General features: G+C 64.0%; 20 protein-coding genes and 1 tRNA gene. 12 read left to right on the plus strand and 9 right to left on the minus strand.

Features of this window, described 5'->3' with window-relative positions; translation table 11 throughout:
• Positions 1-121 precede the first annotated feature (121 nt).
• Positions 122-1525 (plus strand): patatin-like phospholipase family protein, encoded by a 1404-nt coding sequence (locus K3165_RS07665; protein ID WP_221548156.1) that lies wholly within the window; start codon positions 122-124, stop codon positions 1523-1525.
• Here the strand turns inward: K3165_RS07665 and K3165_RS07670 are convergent.
• The 3 genes from K3165_RS07670 to K3165_RS07680 all read right to left on the minus strand — a co-directional run bounded on the left by K3165_RS07670 (position 1490) and on the right by K3165_RS07680 (position 3976).
• Entirely contained in the window at positions 1490-2836 is a 1347-nt protein-coding gene (locus tag K3165_RS07670; protein WP_221548157.1) for an NfrA family protein, read from the minus strand. The genes K3165_RS07665 and K3165_RS07670 overlap by 36 nt on opposite strands.
• A 101-nt stretch (positions 2837-2937) precedes the next feature.
• Positions 2938-3024 (minus strand) — tRNA-Leu (locus K3165_RS07675).
• Between the two features lie 118 nt (positions 3025-3142).
• Complete coding sequence (locus tag K3165_RS07680; protein ID WP_221548158.1) at positions 3143-3976, minus strand: MJ0042-type zinc finger domain-containing protein; 834 nt, start codon at positions 3974-3976, stop codon at positions 3143-3145.
• A gap of 160 nt (positions 3977-4136) precedes the next feature.
• Between K3165_RS07680 and ftsE the strand changes: the two genes are divergently transcribed.
• Genes ftsE through K3165_RS07700 form a run of 4 tightly spaced genes read left to right on the plus strand, consistent with a single transcriptional unit; the run spans position 4137 to position 7006 of the window.
• Complete coding sequence (gene ftsE / locus K3165_RS07685) at positions 4137-4865, plus strand: cell division ATP-binding protein FtsE (RefSeq protein WP_221548159.1); 729 nt, start codon at positions 4137-4139, stop codon at positions 4863-4865.
• Positions 4862-5794, plus strand: a complete 933-nt coding sequence (locus K3165_RS07690) for a cell division protein FtsX (RefSeq protein WP_221548160.1) — start codon at positions 4862-4864, stop codon at positions 5792-5794. Before ftsE ends, K3165_RS07690 begins: the two co-directional genes overlap by 4 nt.
• The gene (locus K3165_RS07695) at positions 5791-6321 is read left to right on the plus strand and encodes a YdcF family protein (protein ID WP_221548161.1); all 531 of its coding nucleotides are present in this window, start codon (positions 5791-5793) and stop codon (positions 6319-6321) included. Before K3165_RS07690 ends, K3165_RS07695 begins: the two co-directional genes overlap by 4 nt.
• Positions 6322-6325: 4 nt before the next feature.
• A complete protein-coding gene (locus K3165_RS07700) occupies positions 6326-7006 on the plus strand; it encodes a lysophospholipid acyltransferase family protein (RefSeq protein ID WP_221548162.1) in 681 nt (226 codons plus the stop codon).
• Here the strand turns inward: K3165_RS07700 and hisC are convergent.
• Positions 7003-8100, minus strand: coding sequence for a histidinol-phosphate transaminase (gene hisC / locus K3165_RS07705; RefSeq protein WP_221548163.1), 1098 nt, complete (start codon positions 8098-8100; stop codon positions 7003-7005). The genes K3165_RS07700 and hisC overlap by 4 nt on opposite strands.
• 69 nt (positions 8101-8169) lie before the next feature.
• Here hisC and metX point away from each other — a divergent pair, with 69 nt between their 5' ends.
• Entirely contained in the window at positions 8170-9261 is a 1092-nt protein-coding gene (gene metX / locus K3165_RS07710; RefSeq protein WP_221548164.1) for a homoserine O-acetyltransferase MetX, read from the plus strand.
• Positions 9258-9842, plus strand: a complete 585-nt coding sequence (metW, locus tag K3165_RS07715) for a methionine biosynthesis protein MetW (protein ID WP_221548165.1) — start codon at positions 9258-9260, stop codon at positions 9840-9842. The genes metX and metW overlap by 4 nt, the downstream gene beginning before the upstream one ends.
• A 4-nt stretch (positions 9843-9846) precedes the next feature.
• Here the strand turns inward: metW and K3165_RS07720 are convergent, their stop codons facing one another.
• A complete protein-coding gene (locus tag K3165_RS07720; RefSeq protein WP_221548166.1) occupies positions 9847-10455 on the minus strand; it encodes a DUF4126 domain-containing protein in 609 nt (202 codons plus the stop codon).
• A 124-nt stretch (positions 10456-10579) separates the two neighbouring features.
• Here K3165_RS07720 and K3165_RS07725 point away from each other — a divergent pair, with 124 nt between their 5' ends.
• Entirely contained in the window at positions 10580-11317 is a 738-nt protein-coding gene (locus K3165_RS07725; RefSeq protein ID WP_221548167.1) for a GIN domain-containing protein, read from the plus strand.
• Between the two features lie 3 nt (positions 11318-11320).
• Here the strand turns inward: K3165_RS07725 and K3165_RS07730 are convergent, their stop codons facing one another.
• The 4 genes from K3165_RS07730 to K3165_RS07745 all read right to left on the minus strand — a co-directional run bounded on the left by K3165_RS07730 (position 11321) and on the right by K3165_RS07745 (position 14391).
• On the minus strand, positions 11321-12274 hold the full coding sequence (locus K3165_RS07730) for a DUF5996 family protein (protein WP_221548168.1): 954 nt from the start codon (positions 12272-12274) through the stop codon (positions 11321-11323).
• Complete coding sequence (locus K3165_RS07735; RefSeq protein ID WP_221548392.1) at positions 12271-12750, minus strand: hypothetical protein; 480 nt, start codon at positions 12748-12750, stop codon at positions 12271-12273. Before K3165_RS07735 ends, K3165_RS07730 begins: the two co-directional genes overlap by 4 nt.
• On the minus strand, positions 12702-13880 hold the full coding sequence (locus tag K3165_RS07740) for an acetyl-CoA C-acyltransferase (protein ID WP_221548169.1): 1179 nt from the start codon (positions 13878-13880) through the stop codon (positions 12702-12704). Before K3165_RS07740 ends, K3165_RS07735 begins: the two co-directional genes overlap by 49 nt.
• Positions 13881-13941: 61 nt before the next feature.
• Positions 13942-14391, minus strand: coding sequence for a MaoC family dehydratase (locus K3165_RS07745; protein ID WP_221429742.1), 450 nt, complete (start codon positions 14389-14391; stop codon positions 13942-13944).
• 223 nt (positions 14392-14614) lie between these two features.
• Between K3165_RS07745 and K3165_RS07750 the strand changes: the two genes are divergently transcribed.
• The 4 genes from K3165_RS07750 to K3165_RS07765 all read left to right on the plus strand — a co-directional run bounded on the left by K3165_RS07750 (position 14615) and on the right by K3165_RS07765 (position 22825).
• The gene (locus K3165_RS07750) at positions 14615-15550 is read left to right on the plus strand and encodes a hypothetical protein (protein WP_221548170.1); all 936 of its coding nucleotides are present in this window, start codon (positions 14615-14617) and stop codon (positions 15548-15550) included.
• 266 nt (positions 15551-15816) lie between these two features.
• A complete protein-coding gene (gene gltB, locus K3165_RS07755) occupies positions 15817-20490 on the plus strand; it encodes a glutamate synthase large subunit (RefSeq protein WP_221548171.1) in 4674 nt (1557 codons plus the stop codon).
• Positions 20490-21926, plus strand: a complete 1437-nt coding sequence (locus K3165_RS07760; protein ID WP_221548172.1) for a glutamate synthase subunit beta — start codon at positions 20490-20492, stop codon at positions 21924-21926. Before gltB ends, K3165_RS07760 begins: the two co-directional genes overlap by 1 nt.
• A 77-nt stretch (positions 21927-22003) precedes the next feature.
• The gene (locus K3165_RS07765) at positions 22004-22825 is read left to right on the plus strand and encodes a hypothetical protein (protein ID WP_221548173.1); all 822 of its coding nucleotides are present in this window, start codon (positions 22004-22006) and stop codon (positions 22823-22825) included.
• The last annotated feature ends 4 nt before the right edge of the window (positions 22826-22829 follow it).

Below are 22829 nucleotides of genomic sequence, written 5' to 3' on the forward strand. Positions count from 1 at the left end.
CCCCATATGCCCCATCCGCCTCGTGCCCCGCATGCGAATGTCGTCGCTCTCCAATACCGCCTTCCCTACATCAGGCTATTGGTTAAAACCGACGCGTGGAAGGTGAGCCTAGGGGGGAAGCATGTTCCAGACGATCCTGATTGTTATCGCGACCATCGCCGTGCTGGTCGGCGCATTCATGCTGCTCAGAAAATGGCTCAACTGGGGGCCGCAGGAAATTCCCTGCGCGCATTTCCATGACCATGTGCATCACGCTGCCCCGAACCGCTTCGTCCGTGATATCCAGCGCGACGCAGTGATCGATCACCACGACGACGACCCCGACCCGATGGCCGCGGAATTCAAGGAAATGGTGACTCGGTCCGCAGCACCCGCGCTCAAGAGCGCACCTCGACCCGTGGCGGAATTTGCCGCCGAGAGTGAACGCGAGAAGGTCCTGATGCTGTCGGGCGGCGGCCAGTGGGGCGCCTATGGCGCGGGCCTGTTCAAGACGCTGCACGACCGCAGCGCCAACGGGTTGGCGATGAAGAACGTACGGATCATCACCGGTATCTCGACCGGTTCGCTCCAGACGATCCTGCTGATGGTCGCGCTCGACCAGGAGGCGAAAGAGGAAACACGCCGCTACGCAATGGAGCGCCTCGAATGGGGCTACTCGCCGACGAAAGAAAGTGACGTCGTCGACAACAAGGGGATGATCCAGATGTTGCTGCGCGGCGCCCAGGCGGGCACCGGTCCGCTGCGCAAGCGCATCCGCAACGCGGTCTTCGAAAACGGCGATGCCACCATGCTGGAGGCGATCCGCGACAGTTCGATCGCGGGCTATATCGGTTTCGTGGAAGCGCATTGCGGGCTGTTCCACTATGTCGATGTGCGCGGCCTCGTGCGCGATGCACCCTGCTGGGAAAGCGCGGTCGATGCTCTGTGCGCGGCGACCATGGCTTCCTCCGCCATGCCGGTGTTCCACCAGCAGATGCGCGTGACGAAGGGCAAGAACGGCGACCGCTCGCTTTATGACGGGGGCGTCCGGCGCTCGGTCTTCTTCGAGCGCGCGATGGAAGCCATGCATGACGAGGTGCGCAGGCAGGCAGGGAAACCCGAAGACGCCAATCCTCCCGGTCACGAACAGGAAGAAGTCACGCCCGATTTCTTCGTGGTGCGCAACGGTCCCACGGTGCGGCATCCCGATCCCGATCTCGACGTGAACGACGGCCCGATTGCCAATGGCCAGCGCGGTTATGATTTGCTCGTCAACGAAAGCGAGATCGGCGCCATCGCCAATCTGCGCCTGCTCAACCCGCATGGTCGCATCTGGGTGACAACTGCCGACGGGTACGATTCCTTCGACTGCCAGTGCGACCACGCCGATTGCAGCAAGGAATCCGAGATGTTCAAGCCGGGCTTCATGGCCTGCCTGCGCGATCTCGGCCGTCACAAGGTCGAACGCGAGGGCGGCCCCTGGTGGGAGATGGCGACATTGGACGCGCGCTCAGCGGCCGAGCGTCACCGTCACGAGCACGCCTGAGGCCCGTTCGCTCCCGGCGATCCGTTCGCGCGCCTGGATATCGAGATCGACGAAGCCGCGGTGCGCGACCGTATCCGTCTCGTCGAACCAGTGGCGCAGCAACAGGCCCACACCTGCTCCCAAGGCCTCTTCATCGAACCGGCCGCTGTCGAAATCGGCGCGCACGAGCGCATAGGGCGTAAGCGTGGTGGAGGCTTCGTCGACCAGGATCGTCTGCCCGAGCCGCCCCTCGGCGAGCGCATAGGTCGTGTCGTGCTCGAAGAGGTAAGAGACGTCGGCATAGTAATGCACGTAGGTCCAGTCGCGAGCCGCCATCTCCGGCTCCAGTCCGGCGCCGCCCGAAATCGCACCGCGCACGGACCAGTCGTCGATCCCCTGTTCGTCGAGACCGACGAGCCTGCTCGCCTCCAGGTTAAAGTTCACCGACGCGAGCGGCTTGTAGCGCAGGCCGATCCAGCCTTGGGCCGCGTTGCTCGCGGCAAGGGTGTCACTCTGGAAATCGGATAGATAGGCCCGCGCGAAGAAACTGAACGGCCGGCCATTGCGCCATCCGCCGATGCGCCGAGACACTTCAGCGCCGACCTGCAAGGCTTCCTCGTCATCGGGGAGGACAGGTCCGAGCGGACGGCCAGCAGTGCTGTAGCTGGCCTGTGCGAGGAAGGACCAGTCGCGCGTCAGCTCGCGGTTTTCCCGGCGGATCGCTTCGCGTTGCTGAGGTGACAATGGCTGCTCTTCGGAATTGTCGAGCGCGAGGCCTGTCTCGAAAAAGCGCACCGCCCTGCGATCGAGCCCGCGCCGCTTCGCGCTGTATCCGGCATCGAGCGCGGATTGCCGGGTGAACCCGTCATATAGCGCTTCATTTTCGAGGATGTCCTGTGCAGCGGTATCGTCCCCCGCAGCGATTGCAACCATCGCCCAGTCGAGCGACTGGCGTGTTTGCAGCGAGGGATTGGCCATAGCCTGACCAATCACCCCGCGCGCAGCTGCATGATCGCCCGCATAGGCAAGGTTGAGCGCCTGTGCGCGCAGGAAATAGCTTCGCTTTGCCGGATCGGTTTCGAAACGGGCAGCGCTCTCGAACGCCTCGGCCGCAGCCTCTTCCTGCCCCGATTGCGCGCGCGCTTCGGCAAGGAGCCCCCACCAGACCGGATTTTCGGAATCGCTTTCCAGCGCAGCTTCGGCACCGGCGATCGCCTCGTCGTACCTGGCCGCGCGATAATCCTCGAAGGGATCGGTTGCCCGAACGTCCTGCGCCAGCGCTGCGCCCGAAAGGCACACGGTTACCAGCATGCCGGTTGCGGCTATGCGCATTCACTTTCCCCACCCGTTGAACACGCAGGGGTGCAACAAGCGCGCAGAGCGCGCAAGTGCTTGATTTGTCTTTGGAGATATCAGTCCGGTCAGGGGACTGTTGGTGCGGTCGAGAAGACTCGAACTTCCACGGCCTTGCGGCCACAACGACCTCAACGTTGCGCGTCTACCAGTTCCGCCACGACCGCACACAGTCTGCATCGGAAGCGAATCTCACATGCATGAGAAGCTTGGCTCCCGCCGGTAGGAGCGCGCCCCTAGCAACAGCTTTGCGAGGCGGCAAGCACCTATTTGCAGGTAACAGCCCTAGAGCGGTGCCCAACCCACTTCGGCATAGACCGCCGCACGCGGCACATCGGTGCGCGCTTCGTCGATCGTGACCGTCTCGCCGGGGGCCAGAGTGGGCTGCGGAGGCTGCACGACCCAGCTGTAAAGCTGGCGGTCGCGCTCATCGACCATGCGGATCAGGACCGGCGGCGCCTTGCGCGATTCGCGGGCCTTGTTGGTGATCTCGATCCGCGCGGTGAACATCCAGGTCTTGTTTTCCAGCAAGCGCCAGCGCTGCTGATCGACAGGGAACTTCAGTTCGAGGTCAGGCTGGGCTGCGCCGAACAGCGGCTTCTCGCCCGGCCACCAGTTGGGCGTACCGAATTGCGACATCGCCACGACCGCACCGGCGGCCAGCAGGGCGAAGATCGCCGCCGCCCAGGTCCACAACTTGAGCGTGTTGCGGCGTGGACCGAAAGGCGGCGCGTGATCGAAGCGCGAAACGAGGTCGTCCTCGTGCATCGGCTCTTCCGCCGGAGCATCGAAATCGGGTTCACGCTCGACCGGCTCGTCATAGGACGGCGGCATGCGCTCGTCGAAATCGGTCCAGCCGCTTGCGGGCTGGCGCGCTTCGGGTTCTGCCGGAGGCGGCGCTGCAGGTTCTTGCGCAGCAGCTGGTGGCGGAGGCGGGGGCGGCGCGGGAACAGGCGCGGGTTCGGCAACCGCCTCGCTCGCGATCACGTCATCCGCGCTCGAACCTTCCTGGTACCACGAGTGCTTGCACTTGGCGCAGCGCACGGTTCTCCCGTCGACGCCAATGGCGCTGTCGGGCACGACATAACGGGTGCTGCAGGCCGGGCATGCGATAATCATGGTGAATGAAAGCTCTATCGGGGCCAGCGAATCACGACAAGCGGCGCAGCTGTGTGCGAAAGCCCCAATTGGCTTTTTTCCACACCGAAGCGCGGTTATAGGCCCGAATAACGAAAATGGCCGCCCATATTTCCCTCGATCGCCCGGCAAACACCCGCCGATGAGCACGCATGAAAGCGATATCGTGCAGTTCGACAACGTCGGATTGCGCTACGGGACCGAGCGCGAGGTTCTCTCGAACATTTCGTTCACGCTGTTTTCGGGCCGGTTTTACTTCCTCACCGGAGAAAGCGGCGCAGGCAAGACTTCGCTTCTCAAGCTACTCTATCTCGCGCAGCGCCCCTCGCGCGGGGCGATCCGCATGTTCGGCCGCGACGTCATCACCCTGCCGCGCGACAAGCTGCCCGCCTATCGCCGCCGCATGGGCGTGGTGTTCCAGGATTTCCGTCTCGTCGACCACCTGTCCGCCTTCGACAACATTGCCCTGCCGCTGCGTGTCTCGGGCGTGCGCGAGGCCGATCTGCGCGGGCCGGTCGAAGACATGCTCGAATGGGTCGGGCTTGCGAACCGCGCCGATGCACGGCCAGCCACGCTTTCCGGCGGCGAACAACAGCGCGTAGCGATTGCGCGCGCGGTCATCGGCAGGCCCGAAGTACTCGTGGCCGACGAGCCGACCGGCAACGTCGATCCCGACATGGCGCTCAAACTGATGCGCCTGTTCGAGGCGTTGAACCGGCTCGGCACGACAGTGGTCGTCGCGACCCACGACCTGCAGCTTTTGCGCAAGGTGCCCGACAGCTTGATCATGCGGCTGAGCAAGGGCAGCCTGCTCGACCCGACCGGCGCGCTCAAATACCCGCCACGCCGCAGCGGTGGAGGCGGAGCATGAAGCGCCCCCCCACGATCGGCAGCGCAGTCGACCGCGGTCTCGCACCGTTCCGGGGGCGCCGTGCCGCGCACCTGCTGCCCAAGGCGCGCTTTGGCGGGCCTATCCCTTGGGTCATCGCGGTCATGGTCGCGCTCACCGTGCTGGCGGCAGGCGGGGCGCTTGCCCTGTCGAACATGGTGTCGAGCGCGCGCGGCGATCTTGAAGGCAGCGCCACCGTGCAGGTGATCGAGCCCGATGCCGATGCAAGGCAGGCCAAGGCCGCAGTCGTGGTCGACCTGCTTGCGCAGGACCCCGCAGTCGTCGGTTTCCGCGCCGTGCCGGAATCGGAAGTCGCCGAACTGCTCGAGCCATGGCTGGGCGGGGGCGAAGGCATGGAGGCGGTGCCGCTGCCCGCATTGATCGATGTCGAACTGCGCGATGGCACCGGCACTGCCGAGCTCGAGCGCATAGAGGCTGCGCTGCAGGACGCGGCACCCGGTTCGCGGATCGACAGCCAGGCGCAGTTCCTCGCGCCGGTTCTCTCGGCATTGCGCGCGCTTCAGTGGATGGCGCTCGCCATGATCATCCTGCTCGCCTTTACCGGCGCTGCGGCCGTCTGGCTGGCTTCGCGCAATGTGCTTGGCGGCAATCGCGACACGATCGAGATCGTCCACCTGTTGGGAGGAAACGACGACCAGATCGCGCGCGTCTTCCAGCGTTCGATCCTGTTCGACGCAATTGCAGGCGGACTGCTCGGCCTTGTGACGGGAGCGCTCGCGATCACGCTGATGGCGCGCCAGTTCGCCGCGCTCGATTCCGGAATGGTTGCAGGAGGGTCACTCTCCGCGCTCGATTGGGCGATACTTGCGCTAGTCCCGCTTTTCGCGGTCGGAATTGCCGTCTACACCGCGCGCATGACGGTTATTCAATCCTTGCGGAAAATGCTGTGATACTGCGCTTTTTCGCCGCCCTCTTCCTGATTTACGCCTTCGGCTTCCTTGCCTTCGCGGTGTCGCTTCCCGCGCCTGCAGCCAAGACCGAGACCCATGCCGTTATCGTCCTGACCGGCGGCGCCGGAAGGATCGACCGCGGGATCGAGGTCGTGGAGAGCGGCCTCGCCAAGGAAATGTTCGTCTCCGGCGTCGATCCGGAAGTGAAGCCGGCCGAATTTGCCGAGCAGTTCGAAGTCTCGCGCCGCACCATGGACTGCTGTGTCACGCTGGGCTTCCTCGCGGTCGATACGCGCAGCAATGCCGGTGAAGTTGCGGAATGGATGAAGGAGAAGGAATTCACCTCGGTCCGCCTCGTGACGACCGACTGGCACATGGCCCGCGCATATTCCGAAGTGTCGGGATCGCTGCCCGAAGGCACCACCATCGTGAAGGACGCCGTGGTCTCGCATCCCGACCTCGGCACGCTGTTCCTCGAATACAACAAGCTCCTTGCCTCGGAGATCTCGCAGGGGCTGCCGGTCTGACGCGATGATCCTGCTGCGCAATATCGTTTTCTATCCGGCGTTCTACCTCGGCTCTTTCCTGATCACGGCAGCCTCGCTGCTCAGTGCGCCTTTCTCGCTGGCAGCCTTCCGCCGGCGCGTGCGCAACTGGGGCCAGTGGCAGCGCTGGTGCCTCAAGCACATCATTGGCGCCGACGTCGTCATCGAGGGCGAGCCGCACGGCGAACCGGCGCTCTACGCGATCAAGCACGAGAGTTTCTTCGAAGCGATCGATGCGCCCAACCTGCTCGATTGCCCTTCGGTCTTCGCCAAGCAGGAGCTGTTCTCCATACCCGGCTGGGGCCGCGCCGCGCTTGCCTACGGCCTGATCCCGGTCGCGCGCGACAAGGGTGCGAAAATGCTGATGGGCATGATCCGCAGCGCCAAGGCGATGGTAGCCGACGGTCGCCCGCTGGTTATCTTCCCCGAAGGAACCCGCGTCCCGCATGGCGAACGGCGGCAACTGCAGGCGGGCTTTGCGGGCCTCTACAAGATGCTCGGCCTGTCCGTGATCCCGGTCGCCGTGGACAGCGGATTTGTATACCACCGCTGGCTCAAGCGGCCCGGCACGATCACCTACCGGTTCGGTGAACCGATCCCGCCCGGCCTTCCGCGCGAGGAAATCGAGCAGCGCGTGCTCGACGCCATAAATTCACTGAACGACTAGGCGGAGTCCGCTGCGGCCCTGAGGATCGCGGCAATCTCGTCCATCTGCTTCGGCGTGCCGATCGTGATGCGCAGGCCGTGCGGCAAACCCTGCCCGGGCAGGTGACGCACCGCGTAACCGCCTTGCGCCAACGCGGCGAGCGCGGCTTCGGCGGTCAGCCTGCCTTCGAACAGCACCAGCAGGAAGTTTGCCTTGCTCGGGATCGCCCGCAGGCCATGATTGCCCATGCTCGCAATCGCATCGGCAAAGCGTGCAAGCTCGCGATTGTTGGTTTCGCGCGATTTCGCGACGAAATCCTGATCGCCAAGGCCCGCAATCGCGGCCTTCTGCCCCGAGCCAGTGACATTGAACGGCCCGCGGATGCGGTTGAGCGCATCGACGAGATGCGGCGCACCGGTCGCCCAGCCGATCCGCTCACCCGCAAGGCCGTAAATCTTGGAAAAGGTCCGCGTGACGAGCACGTTCTGCTGCGCTTCGGCGAGCGCGAGCCCGCCATCGTCCTCGCCCGCCTCGAGATATTCGCCATAGGCCTGGTCGACGACCAGCAGCACATCGGCGGGCAGCCCTGCGTGCAGCCGCTCGATCTCGGCGCGGGGCAGGAAGCTGCCGGTGGGATTGTTCGGATTGGCGACGAATACCACCCGTGTCTTGTCGGTCAGCGCGCCGAGCAGCGCATCGACATCGGTCGCATAGTCGGCATCCGCCGCCTCGACCGGCGTCGCGCCGCAGCGCCTTGCCGCGATCTCGTAGACCACGAAGGAAAAGCGCGCGTAGAGCACCTCGTCGCCGGGGCCTGCAAAGGCCTGCGCGGCGAGGTTGAGCAGCTCGTCAGATCCCGTTCCACACACGATGCGCGCCGGGTCGATGCCGTGCACTTCGCCGATCTTCGCGCGCAACGCCGTGGAGTCCGGATCGGGATAGCGGGCAGGTCCTGCGGGCTCTGCGAGCGCTGCCAAGGCATGTTCGCTGCAGCCGAGCGGGTTCTCGTTCGCCGACAGCTTGACCAGCTCGCGGCCGTCGGCGCCTTTGCTTTTGCCGGGGACATAGGCGTGGATCTTTTCGATCCAGGGTTTCATTTCGGGTTTGTCTGCCATTGCGGCTTCGGCGCATGAAAGAAAAACCGCCCTTCGACAAGCACCTGTCGTGGCGCTAGAGGCGGATATATGGCCGGGGCATCACGAACACTGACATTGCCGAACGCGCTGCCGCTCGACGGCGGGGGCGAGCTGGTGGATGCCACGCTCGCCTTCGAGACCTATGGCGAACTCAACGAGGATCGCTCGAACGCCATCCTCCTGTGCCACGCGCTGACCGGCGACCAGTATGTTGCCTCGCCCCATCCCGTCACTGGCAAGCCGGGCTGGTGGGAACGGATGGTCGGCCCGGGCAAGCCGATCGACACGAACCGCTACCACGTCATCTGCGCCAATGTGATCGGCAGCTGCATGGGCTCTATCGGCCCTGCAAGCGAGGCATCCGACGGCAAGCCCTATGCGATGCGCTTTCCGGTCATCACCATCCGCGACATGGTACGTGGTCTCGTCGCGCTGCTCGACGAACTGGAGATCGAGACGCTGCACGCGGTGGTCGGCGGATCGATGGGCGGGATGCAGGCGTTGAGCCTTGCCGCCAACTGGCCCGACCGGGCAGCGCGTGTGCTCGTGATCGCCTCGACGAGCCGTCACTCAGCGCAGAACATCGCCTTCCACGAGCTCGGCCGGCAGGCGATCATGGCCGATCCGAACTGGCGGCAGGGCGACTATTACGAGGCAGAGGACCAGCCCGATGCAGGGCTCGCTGTGGCGCGCATGGCGGCGCACATTACTTATCTCTCCGAAGAGGCACTGACCGAGAAATTCGGCCGCAATCTCCAGGACCGTGACGCGAAGAGCTTCGGTTTCGATGCCGATTTCCAGGTCGAGAGCTACCTGCGCTACCAGGGCAGCGGTTTCACGCGCCGCTTCGATGCGAACAGCTATCTCTACATCACCCGCGCGATGGATTATTTCGACCTCGCCGAAGAGCATGGCGGCAAGCTCGCCAATGCCTTCGCAGGTACCGGTGCGCGCTTCTGCCTCGTCAGTTTCGACAGCGACTGGCTCTATCCGACCAGCGAAAGCCGCCACGTGGTGCGCGCGCTCAATGCAGCAGGTGCAGCGGTAAGTTTCGTCGAATTGTCCGCCCCGCACGGGCACGACAGCTTCCTGCTCGACGTGCCTGCGCTCGACCGTGTCGTGAAAGGCTTCATCGAATGAGCTTGCGTGCAGATCTTGCCGCGATTGCCGAAGCGATCGCGCCCGACACCCGCGTTCTCGACATCGGTTGCGGCGACGGTGCGCTGCTCGCCAACCTGCGCGACACCAAACAGGTCGATGCGCGCGGGATGGAGATCGACGGCACCTGCGTCGAACGCTGTGTGGCGCAGGGGCTTTCGGTGGTTCAGGGCGATGCCAATCGCGACCTTGCCGACTATCCGGACAAGGGCTTCGATTACACCGTGCTGAGCCAGACATTGCAGACGGCAACGCGGCCAGACCTCATGCTCGACCAGCTGCTGCGCGTCGGGCGTCAGGCATTCGTCAGTTTCCCGAATTTCGCCCATTGGCGCACCCGCTCCGCCCTTATGCTGGGTGGACGCATGCCTGTGACACGCGCCATCCCGGTTAGCTGGTACGAGACGCCCAACATCCACCACGTCACCGTGAAAGACTTCCGCGAACTCGCCCGCGAGAAGGGCGCGAAGATCGAGCGTGAATGGTTTTTCTCGGGCGGCAAGCCGGTAACAGGCGGCACCAACTGGCGCGCCGAATTCGCGGTCTTCCAGCTCAGCCGCTGAGCGCCTAGCCCGGCGGAGGCTCGGCCTTGTTGCCCCGTCCGAAGAACCCGCGCACCAGCTTGCGCGCCAGCCAGATCAGCCAGATCACGAAAGCGAGCAGGACCAGCGCGATCACGCCTGCGGCCACCGGAAATTCATAAGCGAGATAAAGCAACCCGATGGTCGCTACGTCCTCGGCCGATGAGACGGCGATATTGCTGACCGGTTCCGGACTGGCATTGACCACCCCGCGCGCACCCGCCTTGCCGGCATGCGCCGTCAACGCCGCACCGCCACCGAGCAGGAAGGCCACGACCTGCGTTGCCGGATCGGCCGGATCGATGATCGCCAGCGCCAGCAGCGCGCCACCGATGGGCCGAACGAAGGTATGGATCGCGTCCCACGCGCTATCGAGCCACATCACCTTGTCGGCGAAGAATTCGGCAATCGCGGCCACCGCGGCGATGCCCATGATCCAGGGGTTCGCCAGTATGTCGAGGCTCTGCAGATGCTCGGGGATCGGAATGGCATCGAGCCGCATGGCAAGGCCCGTCGCGAAGATGCTGAGATAGAGCCGCCAACCCGCCAGCAGGCTGACACTCCCGGCTATCCCGATGATTTCCATTATGCCCATGCGCCTAACTATGCGCCTCTTTTGCGCGCTCGTCCAACTGCTTGCCGGTTTCGACAAATGCCGATTGATTGATGGGGCGCTCACTGGCTATTAGGTGTGTGATACAACTAATACGGAGAGGCAGATGCCGTTTTCTTTCAAGCCCCTGCTCGCCTGCTGCGCCGCGAGCCTCGCATTGGCCGGCTGCAGCCACACCTATAACTCGCACGACGCCAACTGGGTGGGCGAGCGCACGGTCGGCTCCGGCACCATCGCGCAGGAAGAGCGTGAGGTGGAGGCGGCCGGTACGCTCGTCCTCTCCGCGCCGGTGAATGTGGTGCTGACGATGGGCGAGCCCGCGCTGACGGTCGAGGCCGATGACAATCTGCTCGATTTCATCGTGGTCGAACAGGATGGCGGCAGGCTGACGATCCTTGCTGAAGGTACCTACACCACACGCACTCCCTTCAACGTCTATCTCTCGTTGCCTTCCCTTGCCCGGATCGAGAGCCCTTCCGCGGGCGATATCGAGATCCAGGGCTGGGCAGCCGAAGGGCTCGATGTCGAAAGCAGCGGCTCGGGTGACATCACCTTCGAAGGCGCGCTCGGCTCGCTCAAGGCGCTCGCCCGCGGTTCGGGTGACATCGATTTTTCGAATTCCGCCATCGGAAGCGTGGATGCCGATGCCAACGGCTCGGGCGACATTACCTTTGGTCCGGTGGGAAATCTCGACGCGCGCGTGAGCGGCTCGGGTGACATCATCGCCTCCGAAGTCGGCAATCTCACCGCGTGGAACAACGGCTCAGGAGATATCCTCTATCTCTCGGCCAAGAACGTCGAGATTTTGAACCACACCGGCTCGGGCGACATCAGAGAGCGCTAGGCCTCAACCCCTTCGCAAGGCCTCGACATCGTACGGCCTGCCGAATGCGCCGCGCGGGATTTCGAGCGTCTCGCGCGGCCAGCCGCCCCTGTCGGCGACGGCGGCATAGGTGCTCTCGAGGAAGGCTATGAGCGCGCCCTCGGGATCGTCGCTGCTCCGGACTGCTTCGTAGGGCAGGACAAATTCGCCGAGGTCGGCGAGCCAGTAGGCCTCATCCGGTTTCACTTCCGCATCCGAGAATCCCTCGGGCGTCGGGTAGCCATAGGCATAGAAGGCCGCCTCATCGACCCCGCCGCCACCAAGCCAGAAACCGGCGCTGGCGACCTCGTGGCTATAGGCTTCGCGCGTCACCCGGTCGGGCAGGTTGGGAAAGCCCCCGGGATGGAGCGGCGCCTCTCGGCCGGAAAAGCGGGTCACGGCAAGATCGAAGCTGCCCCAGAACAGGTGGCTCGGGCTGGACTTGCCGACGAAGCCCGAACGGAACCGCTCGAACACGCGGTTGGCATCGGAGAAGGCGCGGTGAATGCGGGCGAGTGTCGCCTCGTCCCACGCCCTTTCGCGCGCATCCTGGGCAAAGGGAATGGCATCCTCGACCTCGTTCGGGGCGCCTGAAATGGATGTGTCTGCGCCTGCAAGACGGAGCAGTTCAGAAAGCTGCTCGTGAAAACGCTGGACCGTCTGGCCGGTCACTTCGAACCCGTCGGCAAAGCCGTTCGAAGTCTCGACCGCCACCGCGCTCGACAGGCAGTCGAAAATCACCTCGAGCTCACCGCCGGGCATCTCCACCGGATAGCTGCGAAAGCCGCGCGGCACGACCCGCAGGGCGAGGTGCCAGCTGTGATTGCACCACGGCAGAGCGCGCGTCGGAAGCTTGCCGACGACCTGCAGGTAGGCGTGCAGGCTTTCGATTACCGGGCGGTCGGCTTCGTAGTCGAGTTGCGGCCAGCGCGTCGTCATTGCTCGTCTCCCTTGCTGCCTACCCTCGAATACAAACTCGCCGCGGCTGCGAAAGCTCCGCGAAAGACGAGGTAGAGGAGGCAGGAAACTGCGACGGGCAGCGCGACGGCATCGAAGTGCAGCCCGCCATTCCAGAAGATCCGGTCCCACAGATATCCGGTCACGAGGAGGTGCGCGGCAATCCCGAGACCAACGCCCGCAGTATCGGCAGCAAGCGAAGGTATCGGCAATCTGCCCAGCAAACGCGAGGTCGAGAAGGCCACAAGCCAGACGCTTATCGACGATGCCGCGGTGAAGCCAAACCACGCATAGGGGGCTTCGGCAAAAGGCTGGCCGGGCCGCGAAACATGGTCCCAAAAGTCGAAGGCGCTGGCGACCCCGATGAGGATCGCCAGCGCCTTCCAGTGCTTTTCGATTCGCAGCGAGATCAGAAGATCTCGAACAGGCCCGCTGCACCCATGCCGCCGCCGACACACATGGTGACGACGCCGTACTTCGCCTTGCGGCGCTGGCCTTCGCGCAGGATGTGGCCGACACAGCGTGCGCCGGTCATGCCGTAGGGGTGGCCGATCGAGATCGAGCCGCCGTTGACGTTGAGCTTGTCGTTATCGATGCCCAGCTTGTCGCGGCAGTAGAGCACCTGCACGGCGAAGGCTTCGTTCAGCTCCCACAGGTCGATGTCTTCGATCTTCATGTCGAAGCGTTCGAGCAGCTTGGGGATCGCGAAGATCGGGCCGATGCCCATTTCGTCGGGCTCGGTACCGGCAACCGCCATGCCGATGTAGCGGCCGAGCGGGTTGAGGCCGCGCTTTTCGGCTTCCTTGGCTTCCATCACGACGACAGCGGCCGAACCGTCCGACAGCTGGCTGGCGTTACCGGCGGTGATCGTGGTGCCCGGGCCCATGACCGGCTGCAGCGAGGCGAGGCCTTCGAGCGTGGTCGAGGGGCGATTGCCTTCGTCCTTGGCGATCGTCACGTCTTCGTCGGAAACCTCGCCGGTTTCCTTGTTCATCACCTTGTGCGTGGTGCTGACCGAGACGATTTCGTCGTCGAAGATGCCGGCTTCCTGCGCTGCGGCAGTGCGCTGCTGGCTCTGCAGCGAGTATTCGTCCTGCGCTTCGCGGCTGATGCCATAGCGCTGGGCGACGGTTTCTGCCGTCTGAAGCATCGGCATGTAGATCGCGCCGTGCATGTTCACCAGTTCGGGGTCGGGCATCACGCGCATTTCCTTGGTCTGCACGAGGCTGATCGATTCCTGGCCGCCGGCCGCAACGATCTGCATGCGGTCGGTGATGACCTGCTTGGCTGCGGTGGCAATCGTCATCAGGCCCGAGGAGCACTGGCGGTCAATGGTCATGCCCGAAACGCCGATCGGGCAACCGGCACGCAGCGCGACCTGGCGGGCGAGGTTGCCTGCCTGCGCGCCCTGCTGGAGCGCGGCGCCCCACAGCACGTCGTCGACTTCCCCTGCATCGATGCCGGCACGCTCGATCGCGGGCTTTAGCGAATAGGAGCCGAGCGTCGCGCCCGGGGTGGAGTTGAAAGCGCCCTTGTAGGCCTTGCCCATACCGGTACGGGCGGTGGAAACGATGACTGCGTCACGCATGGTCATTCCTTAATTCTTCTCTGGTGTTGAACGTCTGTTCCTCCTGGGGAGGAGGGGGGGATCAGACGAAATACATCGTCATCCATTCACAGATCAGGGCGGGCTTGTCCTCGCCTTCGATCTCGATGGTGATTTCCATTGTCTGCTGCCACTGGCCGGGACGCTTCTCGGTCATTTCGAGCATCTTCCAGTGGCCGCGGATGCGCTTGCCCGAACGAACGGGATTGATGAAACGCGTCTTGTTGCCGCCGTAGTTGACGGCCATCTTGATGCCGTCGACGCGCGGCACGTCGCTGTTCGCGGTGAGATAGGGGATCATCGACAGGGTCAGGAAGCCGTGCGCGATGGTGCCGCCGAACGGAGTCATCTTGGCGGCTTCTTCATTGATATGGATGAACTGGTGATCGCCGGTCGCATCGGCGAACTGGTTGATGCGCTCCTGCGTCATTTCGACCCATTCGCTGGTGCCGACCTGTTCGCCTACCTTGGCTGCTACGTCCTGGGGGGTCATTCCTGCTCTCCTCGAAAACTGCGGGTTTACGCGACTCTGCATCGCGTTTGCGGGCGGACTCATGGCGCATGGAACACCCTCGCGCAACTGCGGGAAAACTGCCGTTACGGCATGGCGGTACCGGCTCGGGCGATTGGCGCACCGGGCGCGCGAAGGCCTTGCCATTATCGCGCAATTAACCAAGCGGTGCTAAACGCGAGGCTCGACCAACCACGGGATCTTCATGAGCGACGACTGGACAGATAGCGGCCTCACCACGCGCAGCTGGTTCAAACCGGCTGTCGCGCTCTGGTTCGCGGCACTGCTGGGCGGGGGGCTGTTCCTCATGCCCGCCAATGTCCATGCGGCCATCTTCCGGGCGACCGGGCTTGGCGGTCCGCTGGTCGTCTCGGGCATTGCCGCCGTATTCGGCCTCGTGCTCGGCCTCCTGATTGCCGGACGCATCGTCGCGGCCACCCGTCCGCGCGCCATCGCCCCGGGGCTCGAAGTCCACGATGGGGACGACTGGGCCGAAGACGAGGTCGAGGAACCGCGCCGGCGCCGCGTCTTCTCCGCACGCGAGGACATCGGTGAAGACGGTATCCGGACCTCCGACATTGGATCGCAGGTCGAGGAAGAGCCGGCCCAGGAACCGGCGCGCGCCTTCGAGGAAATCCTCGCAGAAATCCCCGCGGCTCCCGAACCCGAAGACAAATGGGACCGGGTCGACGCTGCGCCGGCAGAGGCGTGGGAAACGCAAGACCCTCCAGAAGACGAGCCGGAAACTCTTGTCGAGGAAGCCGAATTCGAACCGGTCGAGTCCTCCGAAGAATACGAGGCGGCCGCCGGACAGTTCGAGCCGCAGGCCTCGCTGGGCGATCTGTCGCTGGCAGAGCTAGAAGCGCGACTGGGTGCGGCCATTGCCAGCCATCGCCGCGCAGCTCTCGCCGAGCCGTCCGAGCAAGTGCCGGACGAAGCGGACGAAGATGCGCCTTACGAGGACGAATCGCAGCTGGATCAGCCAGCCGAAGACGATCCCGTGATCGCCTTCCTGCGCCGCGAGGCGACACGCGCCATGCCGGAAAAAAGCAACGCTCCGGCCGAACCGGCCTATGACCCGCAGGCAGCATTGCGTCATGCGCTCGACAAGCTGGGCAAGGTAGGCAAGCCGGGCGACTGACCCTACGGCGCGGCCACGTGGCTAGGCTGCGACCAAACTCGCGGATACCTATTCTCGTATGCTGCAATGCGGCATAAATCGGGAATTCTTGGCCCTTGTGAAATTTTGCTTCACTCCGGCAGCATTGCAAAACTGCATTCTTACCTGCAAAAGGCCCCCTCGCGACATTTTGGCGGCCGCGCATGCGGCGCTGCACAATTTCCGTTCGTCCAGCCGCGCATCAGGGCCGGTCGGGAAACGGGTCTTGGAGGAGGACGCTTCGGCGAATGCAGGTTCCGGCTCATCACGCTCCCGGTAAGGGGCCCGACACTCAGGGCCTTTACGATCCGCGCAACGAACACGATGCCTGCGGCGTCGGCATGGTCGCGCATATCAAGGGCGAGAAAAGCCACGCGATCATCGAGCAGGCGCTGACCATCCTCGCCAACCTCGACCATCGCGGCGCGGTCGGAGCAGACCCGCTGCTTGGCGATGGCGCGGGCCTGTTGATCCAGACTCCCGATCCGCTGATCCGCAAGTGGGCAGATGTCGAGGGTCATGTCCTGCCGGGCGAAGGCGACTATGCGCTGGCCATGTGCTTCCTCCCGCAGGAAGACGAGGCGCGTGAATTCGTCGAGAAACAGCTAGAACGCTTTGCCGAAAAGGAAGGCCAGCGCGTCGTTGGCTGGCGCGACGTGCCGACCACGCTCGACGGGTTGGGCGATGCAGTGATCGCATCGATGCCGGTGATCCGCCAGTGCGTGATCGCACGCGGCACGAATTGCGTCGACAACGATGCCTTCGAACGCAAGCTCGTCGTCATCCGCAAGCAAACCCTGAACCCGCTCGCCGCGCTTGAGGAAAAGCACAATATCCCGGGCCTCAGCCAGGCCTACATCCCGAGCTTCTCTAGCCGCACGGTCGTCTACAAGGGCCTGCTGCTCGCCAACCAGGTCGGCAGTTTCTACGACGACTTGCGCGATCCTGACTGCGTGTCGGCGCTCGGTCTCGTGCACCAGCGTTTCAGCACCAACACCTTCCCCAGTTGGCGCCTCGCCCACCCCTATCGCTTCATGGCGCATAATGGCGAGATCAACACGGTTCGCGGCAATGTGAACTGGATGGAAGCGCGCCGCCGCACGATGGAAAGCGAACTGCTGGGCGCCGACCTCGACAAGATGTGGCCGCTGATCCCGCACGGCCAGTCGGACACGGCCTGCCTCGACAATGCGCTCGAGTTGCTGCTGACCGGTGGATACAGCCTTGCGCATTCGATGATGATGCTCATGCCCGAAGCCTGGGCGAAGAACGAGCAGATGGATCCCGCGCGCCGCGCCTTTTACGAATATCACGCTGCGCTTATGGAACCTTGGGACGGCCCGGCTGCCGTGTGCTTCACCGACGGCCGCCAGATCGGCGCCTGCCTCGATCGCAACGGCCTGCGCCCTGCGCGCTGGTGCACCACGAAGGACGATCTCGTGGTGCTGGCCTCGGAAAGCGGCGTGCTGCCGTTCGCCGAGGAAGACATCACACGCAAGTGGCGCCTCCAGCCGGGCAAGATGCTGCTGATCGACCTCGAACAGGGCCGCATCGTCGAAGACGAGGAACTCAAGGCCGACCTCGCCGCTGCCGAGCCTTACGAGGCATGGCTCGACAAGGCGCAGTACAAGCTCGCCGACCTCGACCATATCGAGCCCGACCTTTCCGAAATCGCCGAAAGCGACATCCCGCTTCTGAAGCGCCAGCAGGCTTTCGGCTATACGCAGGAAGACCTCTCGCGCTTCCTCGAACCGATGGCCGCCAAGGGCGAGGACCCGATCGGTTCCATGGGCACCGACACGCCTATCGCCGTGCTCAGCGAAAAGAGCCGCCTGCTCTACGACTATTTCAAGCAGAACTTCGCGCAGGTTACGAACCCGCCGATCGACCCGATCCGCGAAGAGCTGGTGATGAGCCTGCTCTCCATGATCGGCCCGCGCCCGAACCTGCTCGGCCGCGATGGCGGTACGCACAAGCGCCTCGAAGTCAGCCAGCCCATCCTCACCAACGACGACCTTGCGAAAATCCGCTCGGTCGAAGTGGCGCTGGACGGCGCATTCCGCACCGCGACCATCGACATCACCTGGGATGCGAGCACCGGCGCAGACGGCCTCGCCATGGCGCTGAAGGAAATGTGCTGGGCAGCGACCGAGGCCGTGCTCGGCGATGCCAACATCCTAATCCTGTCGGACCGCGAGCAAGGTCCCGAGCGCATTGCCATGCCCGCGCTGCTGGCGACGGCGGCGGTCCACCACCAGCTGGTGCGACAGGGCCTGCGCATGCAGACCGGCCTCGTCATCGAGACGGGCGAAGCGCGCGAGGTGCATCATTTCTGCGCACTCGCAGGCTATGGAGCGGAAGGCATAAACCCCTATCTCGCTTTCGAAACGCTCGAGGCACTGCGCGCGAAGAAGCTGCCGGATCTCGAACCCGAGGAAGTCCAGAAGAACTTCGTGAAGGGCGTGGGCAAGGGCATCCTCAAGGTCATGTCCAAGATGGGCATCTCGACCTACCAGTCCTATTGCGGCGCGCAGATTTTCGACGCGGTCGGCCTGTCGAGCGAGTTCGTCGACACCTATTTCACCGGCACCGCGACCACGATCGAAGGCATCGGCCTCAAGGAAGTGGCGAAGGAAACCGTGCGCCGCCACGCGCAGGCTTTCGGCGACAGTCCCTTGTACAAGGGCATGCTCGATGTCGGCGGCATCTACCAGTACCGCATCCGCGGAGAGGACCATGCCTGGACCCCGCAGAACATCGCCAGCCTGCAGCACGCGGTGCGCGGCAAGGACCCGAAGAATTACGAAGAGTTCGCGGCAAGCGTAAACGAACAGTCCGAACGCTTGCTGACGATCCGCGGGCTGATGGAACTGAAGAAGGCCGAGCGCCCGCTCGACATTTCCGAAGTCGAACCAGCTGCCGAGATCGTGAAGCGTTTCAGCACCGGCGCGATGAGCTTCGGCTCGATCAGCCACGAGGCGCATTCGACGCTCGCCATCGCGATGAACCGTATCGGTGGCCGCTCGAACACCGGCGAAGGCGGCGAGGAGCCGGAACGCTTCCGCCCGCTCGACAATGGCGATTCGATGCGCAGCCGCATCAAGCAGGTGGCATCGGGCCGCTTCGGCGTGACCACAGAATATCTCGTCAATTCGGACGATATCCAGATCAAGATGGCGCAGGGCGCGAAGCCCGGCGAAGGCGGCCAGCTGCCCGGCCACAAGGTCGACAAGCGTATCGGCAAGGTGCGCCATTCGACCCCGGGCGTGGGCCTGATCTCGCCCCCGCCGCACCATGACATCTATTCGATCGAGGATCTCGCGCAGCTGATCCACGACTTGAAGAACGTCCAGCCCGATAGCCGTATCTCGGTCAAGCTGGTGTCCGAAGTCGGCGTGGGCACGGTGGCCGCAGGTGTGTCGAAGTCGAAGGCCGATCACCTCACCATCTCGGGCTATGAGGGCGGCACCGGCGCAAGTCCGCTGACCAGCCTGACGCACGCCGGGTCCCCGTGGGAAATCGGTCTCGCCGAAACGCAGCAGACGCTGCTCCTCAACGATTTGCGCAGCCGTATCGCGGTGCAGGTCGACGGCGGCCTGCGCACTGGTCGCGACGTCGCCATCGGCGCCCTACTGGGCGCGGACGAGTTCGGCTTTGCCACCGCACCGCTGATCGCGGCCGGCTGCATCATGATGCGCAAGTGCCACCTCAACACTTGCCCGGTCGGCGTTGCGACGCAGGACCCGGAACTGCGCAAGCGCTTCACCGGCACCCCCGAGCACGTCATCAATTACTTCTTCTTCGTCGCCGAGGAACTGCGCCAGATCATGGCGGAGATGGGCTTCCGCACGGTCGAGGAAATGGTCGGCCGCGTCGACAAGATCGACATGCGCCGCGTGACCCGCCACTGGAAGGCGCATGGCGTCGACCTCACGCGCATCCTCCACGCGGTGCCGATGCAGGAAGGCCAGCCGCTCCACCACACCGAAACGCAGGACCACGGCCTGGCCGCTGCGATGGACGTCGAGCTGATCGAGGCCTGCAAGCCTGCCATCGAAAGCGGGCAAGCGGTGCAGATCAGCCGCGAGATCCGCAATGTGAACCGTACCGTGGGCACCATGCTTTCGGGCAGGATCGCGGAGGCGCATGGCCATGCCGGCCTGCCGCAGGACACGATCCGCATAGATCTGACCGGGGTTGCCGGACAGAGCTTTGGCGCATGGCTCGCGCACGGCGTGACGATGAGCCTGACCGGAGATGCCAACGACTATGTCGGCAAGGGCCTGTCGGGCGGACGCATCGCGGTCAAACCACCGGAAAGCGTCGGCCGCGAACCGACCGACAATATCATCGTCGGCAACACCGTCCTCTATGGCGCGATCGCGGGCGAAGCCTATTTCGCAGGCGTGGCAGGCGAACGTTTCGCGGTCCGCAATTCGGGCGCGGTCGCCGTGGTCGAAGGCACGGGCGACCATGCGCTCGAATACATGACCGGCGGCACCGTCTGCATCCTGGGCAAGACCGGGCGCAATGTGGCAGCCGGCATGAGCGGCGGTATCGCCTATATCTACGATCCCGACGGCGAGTTCACTCGCCTCGTCAACCACGCGCAGGTCGATGTGCTCGACGTGCATCCGGGCGATGGAGAGGGCGCCGAGAAGAGTTGGGGCAAGCCGCAACAGCGCGCAGTCAGCGTCGACAATCCGGGCATGGGCGATCCGCTCTACCACGATGCCGAACGGTTGAAGGTGCTGATCGAACGTCATCACCTGCACACTGGATCGGCCCGCGCAAAGGCGCTGCTCGATGACTGGGCGAACGAATTGAAGAACTTCCGCAAGGTGATGCCGCGCGACTATGCGCGCGCGCTCAAGACGCTCGAGGACGAGCGCGAGGATGCGGCAATGGAGGCTGCAGAGTAATGGGCAAGGAAACCGGCTTTCTCGAGTACGAGCGCGAGGATCGCACTTATCTCGACCCCGCGGAGCGGCTGAAAAACTACAAGGAATTCACGGTCCCGCAGAGCGAAGAGGCGCTGCGCAAGCAGGCCGCGCGCTGCATGAACTGCGGCATTCCCTATTGCCACAACGGCTGTCCGGTGAACAACATCATCCCGGACTGGAACCACCTCGTCTATGAAGACGACTGGAAAAACGCGCTCGAGGTCCTGCACTCGACCAACAACTTCCCCGAGTTCACCGGACGCATCTGCCCCGCCCCGTGCGAGGCGGCCTGCACGCTGAACATCGTCGATGCGCCGGTGACGATCAAAAGCATCGAATGCGCCATTATCGACCGGGGCTTCAAGGAAGGCTGGGTCAAGCCGCAGGTGCCCGAGAAGCAGACCGGCAAGTCGGTGGCGGTGATCGGCAGCGGCCCCGCAGGCCTCGCCGCCGCGCAGCAACTGGCGCGCGCAGGCCATGCCGTCACCGTGTTCGAGAAGAGTGACCGGATCGGCGGGCTGCTTCGCTACGGCATTCCCGACTTCAAGATGGAGAAGCACCTCATCAACCGCCGCGCGGTGCAGATGGAGGCCGAGGGCGTCCAGTTCCGCACATCGAGCGAGGTCGGCGTGGAAGTCAGCTTCGAGGCGCTGAAAGAGAATTTCGACGCGGTGGTGCTGGCAGGCGGCGCGGAAGAAGCGCGCCAGCTGGACATCCCCGGCTCCGAGCTTTCCGGCGTGCGCCTCGCGATGGAATTCCTCACCCAGCAGAACAAGCGCAATGCAGGCGACGACGAAGTGCGCGCCGCCCCACGCGGCAGCCTGACCGCTACCGGCAAGCACGTGATCGTGATCGGCGGCGGCGACACCGGCAGCGATTGCGTCGGCACGAGCAACCGGCAGGGTGCGGCCAGCGTCACCCAGCTCGAGATCATGCCAAAGCCGCCCGAGCACGAGGACAAGGCGCTCACCTGGCCGGACTGGCCGGTCAAGCTGCGCACCTCGTCCAGCCACGAGGAAGGCGTGGACCGTGACTGGGCCGTGATGACCAAGCGCGTCGTCGAGGAAAATGGCGATGTCGCAGGCCTCGAATGCGTCCGCATCGAATGGGTCGACGGCAAGATTCGGGAGATCGAGGGCAGCGAGTTCACCCTGAAGGCCGACCTCATCCTGCTCGCCATGGGCTTCACCGGCCCCAAGCGCCGCGGATTGCTCGATCGGGCTGGCGTAGAGCTGGACGGACGCGGGAATGTAGCCGCCGACACGCAGTGGTACCTCACCAGCGAGCCAAACGTGTTTGCCTGCGGCGACATGCGCCGCGGCCAGAGCCTGGTCGTCTGGGCCATCCGCGAAGGTCGCCAGTGCGCGAGGGCCGTGGACGAGGCGCTGATGGGGGTTAGCGAACTTCCTCGCTGACGCTACGGCAAGCTTTATTTTTCGGTGAATTGGCGTAGTCTGAGGCCGTGGTCGCGATCCGTGAGGGGGATAGCGACATGGCGACACATGCGCACCAGGGATTGTCTGACGGCGAAGGCCGCCAAGTCGGTTCGATAATTCAATTCGTTGACCGCTGGATCTACGTGATGATGGCGGCTTACCTGATCTTGATCGTGCTGGTCGGGTTCATTCCGGACTCGCTGCAGAAGATCGCGGCGGTAGAAGCCGGGCAAAGGCCGAACTTCCCGCTCGCCATGCATGTTCATGCGGTCCTGATGGGCAGTTGGATGCTCCTGCTGCTCACCCAAACAACGCTCATGGCAACGGGACGCCGGAACTTTCACATGCAGCTTGGCGTGCTCGGCATGATCCTGGCACCGGCGCTAGTCTTGGCAGGCGTAATCCTCGTTCCGACCAACATCCGCTCCTTCTTGGATTTTGCTGCGGCAGGTTCTCCTGAAGTTCAGGAGCAGGTCGGTTTCTTCACCCACTTCATGACCAATATCGCGCTGATCCAGTTCAGGGCGGGTTTCTGCTTCCTACTGCTGGTCGTCCTTGCGCTGGCCAATCGCAAGCGCGATTCCGGCTTGCACAAACGGCTCATCATCTTGGCGACGATCGTACCTATGCCAGCCGCTTTCGACCGGATGACCTTCCTTCCGCATACGCTTCCGGATTCGCCACTTACCGTAGATTTGTGGCCGCTGTTCGCAATCGCCCCGATGTTCCTGTGGGACGTCTACCGCCAGCAAACCATCCATCGAGCGTATTGGATCTATGCATCAGTCATGGTTCCAACCGGCATTGCGGTGAACCTCCTGTGGAATAGCGACTGGTGGATGCGGACCGGAGGCGGATTGATTGGCGTGCCGTCCTGATCGG

It is taken from the genome of Qipengyuania xiamenensis (assembly GCF_019711495.1).
Classification (GTDB): domain Bacteria; phylum Pseudomonadota; class Alphaproteobacteria; order Sphingomonadales; family Sphingomonadaceae; genus Qipengyuania; species Qipengyuania xiamenensis.